Source organism: Segetibacter sp. (genome assembly GCF_025963695.1).
GTDB lineage: Bacteria > Bacteroidota > Bacteroidia > Chitinophagales > Chitinophagaceae > Segetibacter.
The window spans coordinates 85,172-99,862 of record NZ_JAOQAH010000090.1; the positions used below are offsets into that span (position 1 = coordinate 85,172).

Annotated in this window: 10 protein-coding genes; 4 read left to right on the top strand and 6 right to left on the bottom strand. The window is 42.7% G+C overall.

From position 1 onward, the window contains the following. Positions 1 to 197 precede the first annotated feature (197 nt). A complete protein-coding gene (locus tag JWR87_RS20300; protein WP_366090840.1) occupies positions 198 to 455 on the top strand; it encodes an aminotransferase class V-fold PLP-dependent enzyme in 258 nt (85 codons plus the stop codon). A 101-nt stretch (positions 456 to 556) separates the two neighbouring features. On the opposite strand, the gene JWR87_RS16180 is transcribed toward JWR87_RS20300, so the two are convergent. The 3 genes from JWR87_RS16180 to JWR87_RS16190 form a co-directional block, all read right to left on the bottom strand. After that, positions 557 to 814 (bottom strand): hypothetical protein, encoded by a 258-nt coding sequence (locus tag JWR87_RS16180; RefSeq protein WP_297822028.1) that lies wholly within the window; start codon positions 812 to 814, stop codon positions 557 to 559. Between the two features lie 390 nt (positions 815 to 1,204). Further along, the gene (locus tag JWR87_RS16185) at positions 1,205 to 2,701 is read right to left on the bottom strand and encodes a SusD/RagB family nutrient-binding outer membrane lipoprotein (RefSeq protein WP_297822033.1); all 1,497 of its coding nucleotides are present in this window, start codon (positions 2,699 to 2,701) and stop codon (positions 1,205 to 1,207) included. 24 nt (positions 2,702 to 2,725) lie between these two features. After that, positions 2,726 to 5,992, bottom strand: coding sequence for a SusC/RagA family TonB-linked outer membrane protein (locus JWR87_RS16190; RefSeq protein ID WP_297822035.1), 3,267 nt, complete (start codon positions 5,990 to 5,992; stop codon positions 2,726 to 2,728). Positions 5,993 to 6,407: 415 nt separating this feature from the next. Here JWR87_RS16190 and JWR87_RS16195 point away from each other — a divergent pair, with 415 nt between their 5' ends. Both JWR87_RS16195 and JWR87_RS16200 read left to right on the top strand, forming a co-directional pair. After that, complete coding sequence (locus JWR87_RS16195) at positions 6,408 to 7,418, top strand: DUF4062 domain-containing protein (protein ID WP_297822037.1); 1,011 nt, start codon at positions 6,408 to 6,410, stop codon at positions 7,416 to 7,418. 230 nt (positions 7,419 to 7,648) lie between these two features. After that, positions 7,649 to 9,346 carry a hypothetical protein gene (locus JWR87_RS16200; protein ID WP_297822040.1) on the top strand — a complete coding sequence of 566 codons (1,698 nt, stop codon included), beginning with the start codon at positions 7,649 to 7,651 and terminating at the stop codon, positions 9,344 to 9,346. Positions 9,347 to 9,853: 507 nt separating this feature from the next. Here JWR87_RS16200 and JWR87_RS16205 read toward each other — a convergent pair. Together JWR87_RS16205 and JWR87_RS16210 are read right to left on the bottom strand one after the other, a co-directional pair. Then, positions 9,854 to 10,930 (bottom strand): DUF4249 domain-containing protein, encoded by a 1,077-nt coding sequence (locus JWR87_RS16205; protein ID WP_297822042.1) that lies wholly within the window; start codon positions 10,928 to 10,930, stop codon positions 9,854 to 9,856. Between the two features lie 5 nt (positions 10,931 to 10,935). Next, entirely contained in the window at positions 10,936 to 13,308 is a 2,373-nt protein-coding gene (locus JWR87_RS16210) for a TonB-dependent receptor (protein WP_297822044.1), read from the bottom strand. A gap of 30 nt (positions 13,309 to 13,338) precedes the next feature. Between JWR87_RS16210 and JWR87_RS16215 the strand changes: the two genes are divergently transcribed. Next, on the top strand, positions 13,339 to 13,473 hold the full coding sequence (locus JWR87_RS16215) for a hypothetical protein (RefSeq protein WP_297822047.1): 135 nt from the start codon (positions 13,339 to 13,341) through the stop codon (positions 13,471 to 13,473). A 63-nt stretch (positions 13,474 to 13,536) separates the two neighbouring features. Here JWR87_RS16215 and JWR87_RS16220 read toward each other — a convergent pair. Beyond that, on the bottom strand, positions 13,537 to 14,691 hold a 1,155-nt coding region (locus JWR87_RS16220; RefSeq protein ID WP_297822050.1), incomplete at its 5' end, for an exo-alpha-sialidase.

Here is a 14,691-nt window from a genome sequence, read left to right on the forward strand (position 1 = left end):
AAACAGATGAAATTCTATTTAGCATTGTTGTGTCACTCCCTTGTACTTTTTGTTTTTTAGTGCAGCATTATTAACAGTGGTACCAGAAAGGCACCTATAAAAGACAGCAGTTGAACTGAGCGTAGCAACGATGCCTCCACAGAGGACTACAGCCCGCCAAAAAAAATAAAACATTACTATGCCGACTTTAAAGCAACATTAGGAGGTGGAGCGACAAAACAAAAATTGCCGGTTTTTCTCATTCATCTCATGTTCCCGGCACTATGTTTCCTGTGTATGCAGTGGCGGAATTAGCACTTAAGCAGAACGTTCCGGTTTTAGCCGGCGGTGCACGGGCAGCACCAAATATGCCGGTAAATATGCAAAATTATGATTGCCACTTTTATGCATTCACTGGTCGTAAAGTGGGTTCACCTTCCTTGTGCGGGTGTACTGTACTTAAAGCACTGTATTAGCTTTTACAAAGCAAAACGGTTACCAAATCGAATGAGGGCAAAAGCTTCTTTATTCGTTTTGGTATTTAGAAAAGTGTATTGGTGTAAAGCTCTCATTTGCGTTAAAGATCTGAACTTGTCTCTGTATTCTCATCAGTAACAGTGGCCCGATCTCCATCTAAAATTCGGTCTTCTTTGTTTGCATTATCATATTCAGCTGCTTCTAGTTTAACCAGTTTTTCCAGTTCGGTTTTTGGTGCTGGTTCATCAGCCACACTACCTGCTCCTGGTGCCGTGCCATTTTGCAAATTCCGTTCATTCTGGTTCCACGTTTCCTGTACGTTATTAAATTCTGTTCCTTTATGCGGGCTGTTTTTCATACATAATAATTTTAGAGGTAATAATAACATCCTTAATACCCGAAAAACTATGCCTGTTCTTTCCTTGCGGGAACATGTAGACCGGATCAGCCTACAGCAAAGTGACCGCATTTTACAGAATGACAAAGGTTTATAACAACAGGTTTTATTGCTTTACATTTTATAATAAACTGCATATTTCGGGCGAAATGCTTCTGAAAGGTCACTTGCTCCAGATGTTGAAAGGGGCGAGCTAAGGCTGATTCTAAACCGATTAATAGAGGTAGCTGCATCAATAAAACTGAAGCAGGCCCCACGATCCTATAATTAAGACCTTTTCCGCTTGGCCATAAATAAAAACTGCCGTCTATGTTTGAGACAGCAGTTTTTATTATTGACGTTACGGATTATTTACCTCTTGTCCCACCACACTTTTGAGACATAGGTATCGCCATTCGACATTCTTGCTGATGCAGCCTTGTAATTCTCAGCATTCAGCAGCGCTTCCCTTGAAGAATAAATAGTACGACGGGGAATGGTTCCGTTTGTTGAGCCGGCAAATGGGCCCGGTTTCAAAGCAGGATAACCCATTCGTCTCCACTCGATAAAGGCTTCGTATGAGCGACCGAATAACTGGATCCATTTCTGCGTGCCGATCTTTTCCAATTTCTGTTCTTTAGTTAAACCGGTAAAAGAAAATTCGGTGAAGCTTGCCGGAACGGTGGTGATGTTATAGGGCTCTTGTGCCAATGCGGCTCTAACACCCGCCTGGTAAAAACCCTCTGCCTGGTCAGCAGTAGCACCCCAGCCTTCAAGCGCTGCTTCGGCCTTGTAAAAAGAAACATCAGAAAATGACATCACGATACAAGGAATAGCAGGACTATAGCTTCGGTTAAAAAATGTAAGTGTTGATGCTGTAGAGTAATCGTCTTTAATAACGTTTTTTAAAAGTGCGTCCGTAAGAGCCACACCTATTCCTTTATATCCGGGTGTTCCTGCTTTTACCGAGTTTACAGTTGGCTGCGCAATCCGTGGAAGGCGGGGATCATTAGTGGACACAAGTTTGGTAACGAAAGCATCAGCCAGGTATTTAAGATCAGGGCTTCCCGCCAGGAAATGGTTTAGCAGGGGATGGACATTGGCATTAGTAGCATTGTTATAAGTTGGAATAGTAGCGTTGTCACTATTGCTCTCAATTAGCGGCTGACCCATTGCCTCTGTGACCGTTTTTTGAGCCAATGCCGGATCTGCATAACGAATACGCATGCCGAGTCTCAGCTTAACAGAGTTCGCATACTTTTTCCATTTTGCAACATCGCCTTTATAATAAAAATCCGCAGCCCCATAACTAACATCCGACGCATTTAGTTGCCCCATTGCTATATTAATATCAGCTATCAATGATTTGTAAATGGATTCCTGGGTATCGAAAGCAGGTTTTGAATTAACATCCTCAGCACCTAAACCGGTTTGTGAATAAGGTACATCTCCAAACAAGTCGGTAAGTCTTTGCCAAACAGTGATCTCAACAATCTTGGCCATCGCCAGTTTTGTTCGTCCAGCAGGATCGGTTTCAAGCCCTTTCAAAATTTCATTACGTATCTGGCTGATGTTCCTGATTAAGGTATAATGCGCAGCCCAGGTGTCATTATCACTTTGTTCAACATACCTCGAACTCGAAATCAGCACCCCTCCCGCCCATTGCTGTATCCATGAGCCAAATTGGTTATTCGGATATTCGTATCCCTCTGCAAAAGCAGCGTCTTTCTGTACTTTGCTAAATACAAGGCCCGGATCAATCACCGTAACTGAAGTAGGTGGCGTATTGATTTTTTCAAAATTTTTAGTGCAGGCTTGTAAAAAACAAACAGCACCTGTAAGTATGATTAATTTAAAAGTATTTTTCATTTATCTAGTAGTTTCAGTTAAAGATTATAACTCCACGTTCAAACTCACACCAAAATAACGAAGCAATGGCAAAGCTGTTGATTCAAGGCCGAGCGAAGAGTTGTTTACATTGAAAGCAGATGCTTCAGGAGCAAAACCTTCCGTTTTTCGCTGAAGGTAAAAAAGGTTACGTCCGTAGAAACCGGCACGAATACCTTTGAAAGGTGTATGACCTACAAGCTTTGCAGGAAGTTGATAGTTTAGGGTAAATTCCCGGAAAATAACATAACTGGCATCATTCAACATCTCTTCCGGAATAACATTGTCCTTGTCAGGAGCCACAACATTCCAGTAGTCTTGCGCCTTCACTTGTTTTGTATTTGCCTGCCCTGTTCCTTTCCATATGCCATCTGCACCCTTTGAAGCTACTACACCATCTGCCACATAAGTACCGTCGCGGCCGGGTAATGTTTTTTTAATTGTTCCATACACCAGCTCTTCCCGTAGGCTTTGCGAATAAATCTTACCTCCCTGGCTTACATCTATCAACCCCGACAGCGTAATTCCCTTATATCGAAAACTGTTATTAAATCCTCCAATCCAGTCGGGAAGCGCGTTTCCAAGTGGGTAAAGAAGTTTGCCATTTGATTTTAAAGGAAGGCCAGTGGCTGGGTCAATCAGCCGGTTACCATTCTCATCGCGCAGCCATTGAAAACCGTTTCCTACGATTGTGCCAAATGGCTTTCCTGGTTCTGCAACTACATTTACGCCCCTGTCAGTTCCAAGCACGTATGTATCCACGCCTTCAGCAAGTGCAACAACCACGTTCCGGTTTTTTGAGAAGTTTACAGTTGCATCCCATCTAAAGCCAGAGGCAGTTTTTATTGGTGTACCGTTTAACGTCAGTTCCACACCATGGTTGCGAATTTCTCCTGCGTTGATACGCCTTGAACCGAAAGTGCTTGAAGGAGGCAGCGGTACATCAAGAATTTGATTTTTGGTACTGGCATCATAATATGAAAAGGCTAGACCTGCTCGGTTTTTAAAGAATCTTGCTTCCACGCCAACTTCGGTCGAAGTTGTCAGCTCGTTTTTTAAATTAGGATCGGGAATGGTGGAAGAAAAGGCTGCTAATGGAACTCCCCCATGCGCATTCTGATCCAACGAATAGGTTCCTGTTAATTGGTATGGAGAACCCGAACTTCCTGCCTGCGCAACCGACCCCCTGACTTTTAGAAAACTCAATGCATCACTTTGAATCTTAAATGCATCTGTAATAACATAACTGGCACTAACCGCAGGATAGAAAAAAGAATTATTTGCGGGCGAAAGCGTAGAAGACCAGTCATTTCTTGCCGAAAAATCAAGGAATAAATATTCTTTGTAACCAACCTGACCTGAAAGATATACTGAGTTAATCGACGACTGGCTAAGCCCAAAAACATAAGAATTGGTGAGCGTATTATTCACCGCGTATAAATTCGGCACAATAAATTCGTTACCGGTATTACCTGTTGTTCGTGCATAGAATTTTTGATGGTTAGCTCCAAGGTTTAATGCGAAAGAAACATTGCCAGGTAGTTTAGGAGAAAGAGACAGAAGTACATCACTGTTATCCTCACGCACACGTGTAACCTGTTCGCTTATGTCACCATTTCTGTTGGCACTTTGATAAGTACCTTTTTCCCTATACCGAAAACGCTGGTCTGTATAAAAATCGGTTCCCGTTTTAGCTGTCAGTTTAATCCAGTCATTAAACTGGTAGCTTAGCCGTACCATGCCTAAGATGCGTTGGCGGTCATCCGAATTATAGGTGTGATCCCTTGTCCAGGCGGGATTAGCGGTAGATGAATTGGTTGCATATGTTTTCTCCATTCCTATAAACGGAACTGTTCCGTAACCCAACTGTTTACTAATGTCGGCAGCAGTCCAGGCAGAATTTGCAAGAATGCTCATAGGTATACTGCGCGGTTGGCTGATAAATATGTAAGCAGGGTTATCGCTCGCATCAGAAACGGTAGGCCGGTTTGCCCCCTTCTGATCAATGTAATTCACCTTTACATCCAACTCCATCTTTGTCGTCAATTTGGCAACTGTTCTAAGGTTTATATTGTTACGGTTCAAGGTATTTCCCGGAGTATAACCATTGATATTTGTATTCCCGTAAGACAACCGGTAGTTTATATTTTCACTTCCACCCTCCAAACTCAGGTTGTTCATCAACTGCCTTTCAGTTTTAAAATAAGCCTGGAAAGTATTGGGTTGCGGCGTAAAGTTTAAAACATTTCCCCACTGGTCTTCATATTGCTGACCTTGCATTTTAGCACCCCAGCTTGACCTGGTAAACCTGTCGCGGCCTCCACTTGTTTTTGGCATACCCTGAATGTTTGCCGCTTGTGCTGCAGCCCACGTGTAAATTTTGCCGTCGGTTCCCCTGAAATTAGTAAAGGTGCCATCCAGTCCCTGCCCGTATTCATCCTGGAAGTCTGGCAAAACAAGCGCTTTCCCTAAAGAATAATCCACCCCGTATTTTATGCCAATGCCTTTACGCGATTTACCTGATTTTGTGGTAATCAAAACAACACCATTGCTTCCCCGTTGGCCATATAGTGCAGCCGCGTTTGGCCCCTTCAATACAGATATAGACTCTACATCTTCCGGATTAATATTCGAAATCCCGTCTCCATAGTCTATACCTCCACTGCTTCCCGGCGAATTTAGATTGCTGTTATCCATCGGAATTCCATCTATCACATACAGGGGCTGACTATTGCCAACCAACGAGTTTGTTCCCCTGATTACCACCCGCGAAGAACCTCCGGCACCATTAGCAGATCTTGTAACCTGTACACCAGCCATTTTTCCAGCCAGTGCATTAGCAAGGTTTGCTTCCTTGGCAGTTGATACTGCTTCACCTCCGATTTCCTGTACAGAATATCCCAACGCTTTTTTATCGCGTTTTATACCCAATGCTGTAACCACTACTTCATTGTAATTCACCGTACCAGGTTCAAGGGTTACGTTTATTACCGATTGGTTACCCACAACTACTTCCTTTGCAGCGTATCCTACAAATGAGAATATAAGTGTTGATTGAGGAGCTGCAGCAATTTCAAATTTACCTGCCCCGTCTGTTGAACCACCGCGATTGGTACCTTTTACAAGTACACTAACACCATTAAGCGCTTCGCTATTGGCACCGGTAACAGTTCCACGTACAGTTTGTTGAGCATAAGTCAAATTCGCGAGGAAACAAAGCAGAAAAACCGATCCTGCCATTCGTAGAAAAAAGGAATAGTAGATCTTTTGCATAAGGTATAGTTTGGTTAAAAATAATCCGGTAATTTAATACAAATACAGATATCGGTATGAATAATCCCCCCGGCCGATACTTTTCAGCTACTTCTTACAGCAACAAAAACGGATACAACTCGGTGCGACAGTTTCAGCGGGTTGAACCTTGTGAAAGTCATTTACCGAAACAGTTTTAGCTGCTCTTTTTGTACCCGCATTTGTTATTAATGATGCTTTGGTTGCGTCGCACTCTTGTACTTTTGTAGTTGCTTCGGCAAATTACCACGTAGCTCCCAACCAAGCCAGCAAGACGAATAACCTGTCGATACTACTACCTGCTTTGTAATTTTTAGTGCTTTCCATATTTGTAGCCCAACCAAACACTATCAGTATTTTTTTCTACTTTGGAGTAGCTAACGATTAAATGCTGCTTATGAAAAAATTTACTGTCTTCGTTGCTTCTCCTTCGGATGTAAAAAAAGAGAGGGATTTACTTAAGAATGTAATTGAAGAAGTTAATTTAACGCATGGTGCCGCCCTAGGTTACGAACTCGAATTATGGAGATACGAAGAAAATGCTTTCCCCTCTGCTGAAAAGCCACAAGACCTTATCAACTCTATTGCAAAACCATATCAAATATTTATTGGAATTATGTGGAAGCGTTTTGGTACGCCGACATCGACAGCGGGTTCAGGTACAGTAGAAGAATATAACATAGCTTTTGAGGCGTGGCGAAGAAACGAAGTGTTGGACATTATGTTTTATTTCTGCAAAAAACCTTTTTTTCCCGAAAGCGTAGAGGCAACAGAGCAGATGAGTAAAGTGTTGACATTCAAAAATGAGTTAAACGGAAAATCTTTGGTGTGGGACTATACTAATCCTGGTGATTTTGAGGAGAAAATCCGAAAGCACTTATGTTTGAAAATGACCCACGAAATTCAAAAGCAGGGAAAAGACAACCAGTCAAAAGCGTTGCCGGATGAAAATATAATTCACCTATTTAGGTCTGTCTGGCCCAAAATGGAGCCGGCACTACAAGCCTTCCTCAGCGGGTCGTACAACGAAAATCGGATGAAAGGAGATGGAGGCATTAAAACAAAAGACCTTTTCGCTGCTATGGTCACCCACCCTACTTCTGATTTGCAAGCGGTTATAAAACACATTCCCGAAAACGCTTTGCCAGAACCTATGAAAGGAAAAATGGTTGATGAGCATTACATTTTAAGCGAAAATCCATGGCTTTCACATTGTATCTCTGCTTCCATAGAAAGGTTAAGTAACGTTTTATTGCCCGGCCGGAAACTAACTGCAATAGATGTGTTTATAGACATTGCCCGTAACGGATCAGGTGAATCTGTGAGGCTTTTACGAGAAAATAATATCAACCCAGACACTATTGAAAGTATTTTGATAAAGGAGAATTTAAACGTGTTACAAGGTTAGTCAGCGTTTGAATGTAAGGGGCGTTTGTTTTAAAACTCCCTAATTCCGCTACGAACTACAAAAAGGTTCTTTTTAAAATCTGGGTAAACCAGTGGAAGTAATCTCCTGCTAAATTTCAGATTCTAAATGTCACGAACGCACAGTAAAATCAATAATATTTCAGGTCAAAAAAGTGATAATTTCTAAGATCTCGACACGCCCAAGAGAAAAATGCTTTAAAATACAGCCATATGAACGCATCGCTCCAACTTATAACCTTATCAAAACTAAAATCCTCAATGAAAGGTGTGCTTTTGTGGTTCTCCTTATTGTCCGGCGGAATGGTGGCGCTAGGGCAATCGGAAAGCCCGAAAGATAAGGTAATCATAACTTCCCTCGATCAGAAAACCCAGGTACGCACCAATGAAAAGGGGGAGCTACAGGTGAATGTCGCCCAAAAGGATGTTCGCACGTACAAGAGTCGCGGATGGGTTCGCTACAGTGACTTTGGCGCCCGTGGCGACGGCAAGACCGATGATATCGACGCTATTGCCGGAAGTCATGCATTCGCCAATCAGTATGGTTTGCTGGTAAAAGCAGACGAGGGCGCTAGCTACTACATTGGTGGTAAGGAGCGCACAGCAGTCATTCGTACCAATACCGATTTTGGAACGGCGGCCTTCATCATTGATGATACCGAAGTGCAAAACCGTAATGCCCCCGTTTTCCTCGTCAGTTCAAGTCTGCAGCCGTTTGAGTTGAAAGGAATATCGACACTTAAACGCAACCAGGAAAAAATCGACGCATCCTTGCCTGGGCCCTGTCTCATCACCGTCACCAACTCGCACGTGAGGCGCTACATACGGTTTGGTTTGAACCAAAACAATGGCGCGGCCCAGACAGATATTTTTATGGTGGATAAAAGGGGAAAGGTGGATATGAACGCTCCCATCATTTGGGACTTCGGCCAAATCACGAATATAAGTGCGCTTCCCATCGACGAAAAGCCACTGACTATCAAAGGCGGACGGTTTACTACCATCGCCAACAAGGCAGAGTCAAAGTATACCTATTATAGCAGGAACATCGCAATCAAACGATCCAACGTTGTTATTGACGGGCTCGAACACCGCATTACAGGCGAAGGAGACCAGGGTGCACCCTACGGCGGCTTCCTCAATATTGGGGACTGCGCCTATGTAACCGTTCGGAACACTATCCTCACCGGCCACAAAACTTACAGTACCATTGGTGCAGCAGGAAAACCGGTCACCATGGGCACTTACGACATTTCCGCCAACCGCGCCCTGAATGTATCCTTCATCAACTGCAGCCAGACCAACGATATTAACGACCGCATGTATTGGGGTATCCTCGGGTCGAACTACTGTAAGAATATGCTGTATGATAGTTGCGTCTTTTCACGGTTTGACGCTCACATGGGAGTTGCCAATGCTACCATCCGCAACTCGACACTTGGACACATGGGCATCAACGCCATTGGCAGCGGTACATTAACCGTCGAGAACAGTATTATCCGCGGCAATACCCTCGTTAACCTTCGCTCTGACTATGGCAGTACCTGGCAGGGTACTTTTGTAATCCGCAACTGCAAATTCATACCTGCAGGTGGCAGACCCTCTACTGCTTCCCTCATCGGTGGATCTTATTCCGGTCAACATAATTTTGGTTATACCGCGTACATGCCGGAACGTATCATTATCGAAAATCTTGAAATAGACGACTCCAACCATCCCGAGAATTACAAGGGGCCTGCTATATTCTCCAATTTCAATCCTGATATGACAGATGATTCCTACAAGGAGCAGTTCCCTTATGTTATAACCAAAGAAGTCACAATCAGGAACGTGACCACGGCCAGTGGCAAGCCGCTACGCATCAGCGATAATGCATTTATGTTTAGGAATGTAAAAGTGAATGTAAAATGAGGCGATGGAAGGAGTGCCACTTATCTTTTGCAAACTGTTTTGTTACAATACGTCCATTAACTGCAAAGTTTATAAAGGAAGTTATCAATAACGTCGTCATAGTCGGTTTCCTCCAATAACCCTCCCGGCACAACCTCTTCTTTGTTCTCATTGTATAATACCCGGCTTTTCTATTTTACATTGTTCCTAAAATGCCTTTACCAGTTCTCATTGTTCCTCATTCCAAACCTGTACAACAATAGTTTCCATGATCGGTATTTGTACAATTTACCAGGACAATTGAAGAGAAAAATAGTAAATAAGGGAGCCGGCAGCAGTCAATACACTCACCTATCGTAATCTACGCTCTGGCTAATCCACTAGTGCTGTCATTAGTCTTGTCAGCCGCTACACTGCTGTTATTGGGCAACTCTTTTTTATTCGTTGAATAGCCAAACGATAAAGCAGGATAGGAAAACATAAACTAATGTCCGTTACCAAAGTCTTCTTAAAAAACATAATACGCTTTTACCAACGCACTTCAATCACTTCAGCATTTTCCCAACCAGGCGGAGGGGGATTTTGTTGGGACGGCTCGGGGGGATAAATCAAAGCATCTGGAAAAGCTTCGAAACAAATTTTGGGGCCGCGAGGAATGAAAACGGCGGCAGTTTGATCGAGCATGAATTGGGTGATACTGAAAGGAATAAGAATTGCCCTTTTATGGGTGACGCCAGCCGCCGAAAAATAACCTAGCGCAAAATCATTGGGATCAGCAACATTGTAAACGTTTCCTTTTATAGAAGCCGGCAAGGGATCCAAAATATTGCCGGTGCGGTTCTGCTGTTCGTTGAGCCTTTGCAAAAACTGGAAAGCTTCACGGGTAGTAGAAAGCTGGCCGATGTCGATATAATGCCTGCCAAACCAATATATTGGTGAAACGCCTATAAACTGCCCCCTGATTTTGTTTCCATTTATTGCCGCATCTGACAGAATGGTGAGGTTGTTATGAGTAACTTTTTGAAAACAATATTCGTATTGGATGCACCCAATCCCACAGCTTATTCCATTTGTTTTTCTGGGTGCCCAGGCGTAAAACAGCCATTGATAATAATTCTCCTGGTTTGCAGCATCATCAACACCAGCATACACATTAATGCCCGAAGGAGTAAAGAAATTAAATCCGGTGCTGATATTAGTTATTGGCACGGCGGCTGCTATCTTTTCAGGAACAGAAGTATAAGCTTTCCCATTTTTCAACGTGACCGTTACCCTGTAGCTTCTGCCAACTGTACCGATGTAGGAGGGATCGGTTGTTTCATAAATGCCGTCACCTTTATGTACAAGTGAAACCTCATTTCCAAGATGGTCGCTTATAGCTACGTTTGCTTGTTTCTCGAGGAACTCATCCGGTATTACATTGCCTCGTGTAAAGGGGCCTGAATAAGACAATCTTACTGTATAAGGAACCGTGTCGGTGGTTATAGATCCTTCGATCACAAGTACCGGCTTTTGGTTTCTTGTTTCTACATCAATCTGTTTAATACATCCCGTGCATACAAGCAAGACAGCGAGTGTAAATAGTATAGTCCATCTTGAAAGCATGTGCGTTAGAAGTTATATGTCCATGAGATGGAAGGTATAATTGTGCCTGCAACCGATAAGCGATAGGGAAACAGAACCACCGGGTTTCGCTGAAAAAAAATGGAATAGGCGTTCTGGTGAGCATACAAATTGTAAAAAGAGAAATTCAGTATGCTGTATCTTTTTTGTTCAGCGTATTTACGGGAAACATAGGAAAACCCCGCATCCAAACGATGGTAGTAGGGAAGCCGATCGAAGTTTCTTTTTGAATAGTTTGTCACTATCGCACCGTTGTACGAATAATTTCCGTCAGGATACGTCGCCGGTCTGCCCGAAGTAAAAACAAAGTTGCAGTTGAAGCTCCAGCCGTTGCCGAGTTTCAGCTTTGTGATAATGGCAAGATTATGTGGCCTGTCTGAACTTGAAGGGTAATAAATACCTCCGTTCACTTGTTCTGCAGGAAATTTATTAAGGATTTGAATTTGTGATTTTGAATAACTGTAATTAAACTGGCCGGTAAACTTTCCTGTGTTTTTTACAAGACTGAATTCTATACCATACCCCCGACCTCTTGCATTCAACAAAGCACTTTCAATGTAATTGTTAAGTAACAATGTTGCTCCGTCTTTATAATCTACCATGTTTTGTATGGTTCGGTAATAAGTTTCAACCGAAACTTCGTATTGGTTGTTGTTGAAGCTTTTTACCAGCCCTGCTGAGTACTGATCTCCTTTTTGTCCTTTCATATATGGGTCACTCAATTTCCAAAAGTCGACCGGCGAAATACCTGTTGTATTGGAGATAAGATGAAGAAATTGTTGTCCGCGGTTGTAGCTTACTTTAAAAGCTATATCACCTGATAATCCAATTTTCAATGAAACCCTCGGCTCAAATCCCCAGTAGTGTTTAATACTTTTATTCTTGCCGTAAACAGCCGAGTCGCTGATCGTCTCTTTCGAAAGTGGAACATCGGGCTGATATAGATAAACCGCTTTCGGTCCCAGGTAATCATAAGCTACATATCTCACTCCGGCTTGTAAACTAATATTACCTGAAAAGGCTATTTCGTCATTTATGAAAAATGCCGTTTCGCGCCCCCGTTCTTTCTGAATAGAAAGCGGGTTTACAATGCTCGCAGCCGAAGACCGCTTTCTTTCACCGGGTGAAATACGATACAATATATAGTCGGCCCCCGCCTCTATTTTATTTTTATCATTCAGGCTATATAAAAACGAAACTTTTGCCTGTTTTTGCTCAATCGAAGAAGTGAGTGTAAACTTATAATCGTCCGCCAGGTTATTGACAGCAGAAGTGAACTTGCTATAGTTAGCATTGGTAAGTAGTGATAATTTGGAGGTTAGTAAAAAGCCACCGTTGAAAGAAATCAAATCGCTGTTCCAATGGTAAGAAGTAGCGGTGTCAAATTTAAATCGATCATAACTTTTATAACCCGTAACAGAGATCTTATTATCAGCACTAAACGCATATTCGCTTTTGATGGTGGCGTCGTAAAAGAAAGCCCGGCTCTGGCCAAATTTTTCAGGCAAACGAGCCAAAACAAGATCGGGGTAAGCTGCCCTTACACCTGCGGTAATTGAAAATTTATTTGTAACGATGGGGCCGTTAGCAAAAAATCGTGCACTAACAGGACTAATGCCAGTGGTATATTTCATTCTGTCAGAACCGCCACTTTTTACTTTCATATTCAATAGCGAAGACACCCTTCCACCATACTGAGCGGGCATACTTCCCTTGTATAAAGTAACATCGTGGATCGCATCAGGACTTACTGAAGTAAAAAAGCCGAGTAAGTGAGAGGTGTTGAACAACGGTGCTCCGTCAACCAAAACCAGGTTTTGGTCTGTGTTGCCCCCGCGTACATTAAAACCACCTGCACCTTCTCCCGCTGTTGTTATTCCCGGCTGTAGCGTAAGCGCCTTAATAATATCAGCTTCGCCCAAGATCAGCGGACTACGTTTAATAAGTTCAGGATTTATTTTCGTAACATTCATTTCTACCGACTTAACCTTCGAACCTTCCCTGGTAGTATTTACCACTACTTCATCCAACGTTTCGTCTGCTCTTTTTTCGAGTGTTACTATCATTGGTTCATTGCTGGTTGAAAGATCTATTGTACGGCTTATACTTTTATAACCTATCGAAGAAATTGCTGCGGTAAATTTTGGACTACCGATAGAAATGCTGAAATATCCGCTGTCGTTAGTAGCCGTACCCCTCCTGGTTTCCTTAATAATAATGCTCGCATTTTTTATCGGTTCTTTTGTAACCGGATCCATAATCTTGCCGGTAAAAGTGTAAGTGTTTTGAGCAACACCCTGAATTGAAAAAGCAAGGAGAATAAAAAAGAGAACGTTTGCCGGGCAAGCTCTTTTTATCATTGAAGATTTTTTAGCTAAGCAGTAGTTTGTATGCTACCAATAAAGCTACGGAAAAATGTTGCCAGCGAAAGAATGCCAAGAAAAAGCGCTTTTTACGATATAGGTAAAAGGCCTTCTAAATACAGCAGTGCGGTGGACTATAGTACAGGTAGCAACGGTATGTAGCGTTGCAGATTTTTCAACGCTGTTGCTAAATGCAATCCTGCTATTATGTTTGATTTGTATTTTTTAATCCATAATCCATTTTTCTGAAAAGCTTACATAAGCAATACTTTTAACTGCAGGCTTTCCTTCATTACCCGCAACCTGGTTTGTGTATGAAATGTGAATTCCCCCATCGGAGCCTTGTATAATAGCAGGATAGTGACCTCTCACTTCACTACCTGGTGTTGCGTTAACAAGCATTTTTCTGTGTGGCCAGGTCATTCCTTCATCTTTTGAAAGCCAGACTGATAGCCGGTGTCTTCCTTCTTCAATATCATTATGAATTATAATCCAGTTTCCACTTTTCAGCACAACAACATCAGCTGCAGTACCGGGATTGGGAATATCAGAGTCTTTTACCGTGCTCCATGTTTTACCCCGGTCATGCGAAATACTTTTCAATAATCGCTTTGGAGGAGGACCATTATCGCGCATGAAGGCAATAACAGAACTATCCCTGCCCAAAGCCAGTGTAGGTTGAATAGCGCCGGCACCAATTATCGGTTCACTAAAATGCCAGGTGTCACCCCAATCGTCAGTAATGGCTATCATCGAAAAATCAAGCCCGTCTGAGTAAAGGGGTAATAACATCCTGTTGCCTATGATAAGCGGTTTGTTACGTGTTTGCCAGCCAATCCTTCGCATTAGCGGATAACCGAGTTGCATTTTTACTTTTTCATCTTTCTCATTTATATCTGTTCCATTCCTCACCAGGTTCATTCCCCTGGCAATATCCAGGTAATGTTCACGGGCAGTGTCCCACTTAGCTTTTGTAATTACTCCACTTTTAAATTGGCCCGACGAATCAAGATATTGATAATAATCATCAAACTTTCTTTGAAGCGTTTTAACATACGCATCGTTTCTTCCAATACCATCAGCAGCGTTTCCATCGGGCTTTGTGTGAATCATATCCTGCCAGTTCCATAACGGGGAACCAGAGGCTTGCATATAATTATCACTTATTCGGTATTTCAGTATAGAAGTTTCCCACTGGTAGGCCATAACCGTGTACCAAGCCAGCCATAGCCTTGACTTGCCATCAATGAAAAGCACCGGATTGATATCAGGAAATTCAGGTACATCTGCAAGAACAAACGGCTCTCCCCACTGGTGTGTTTTGTGATTGTACCGCGATCCTTTGATGGAAACATCATCCGCAGTACGTTCTCCGCTACC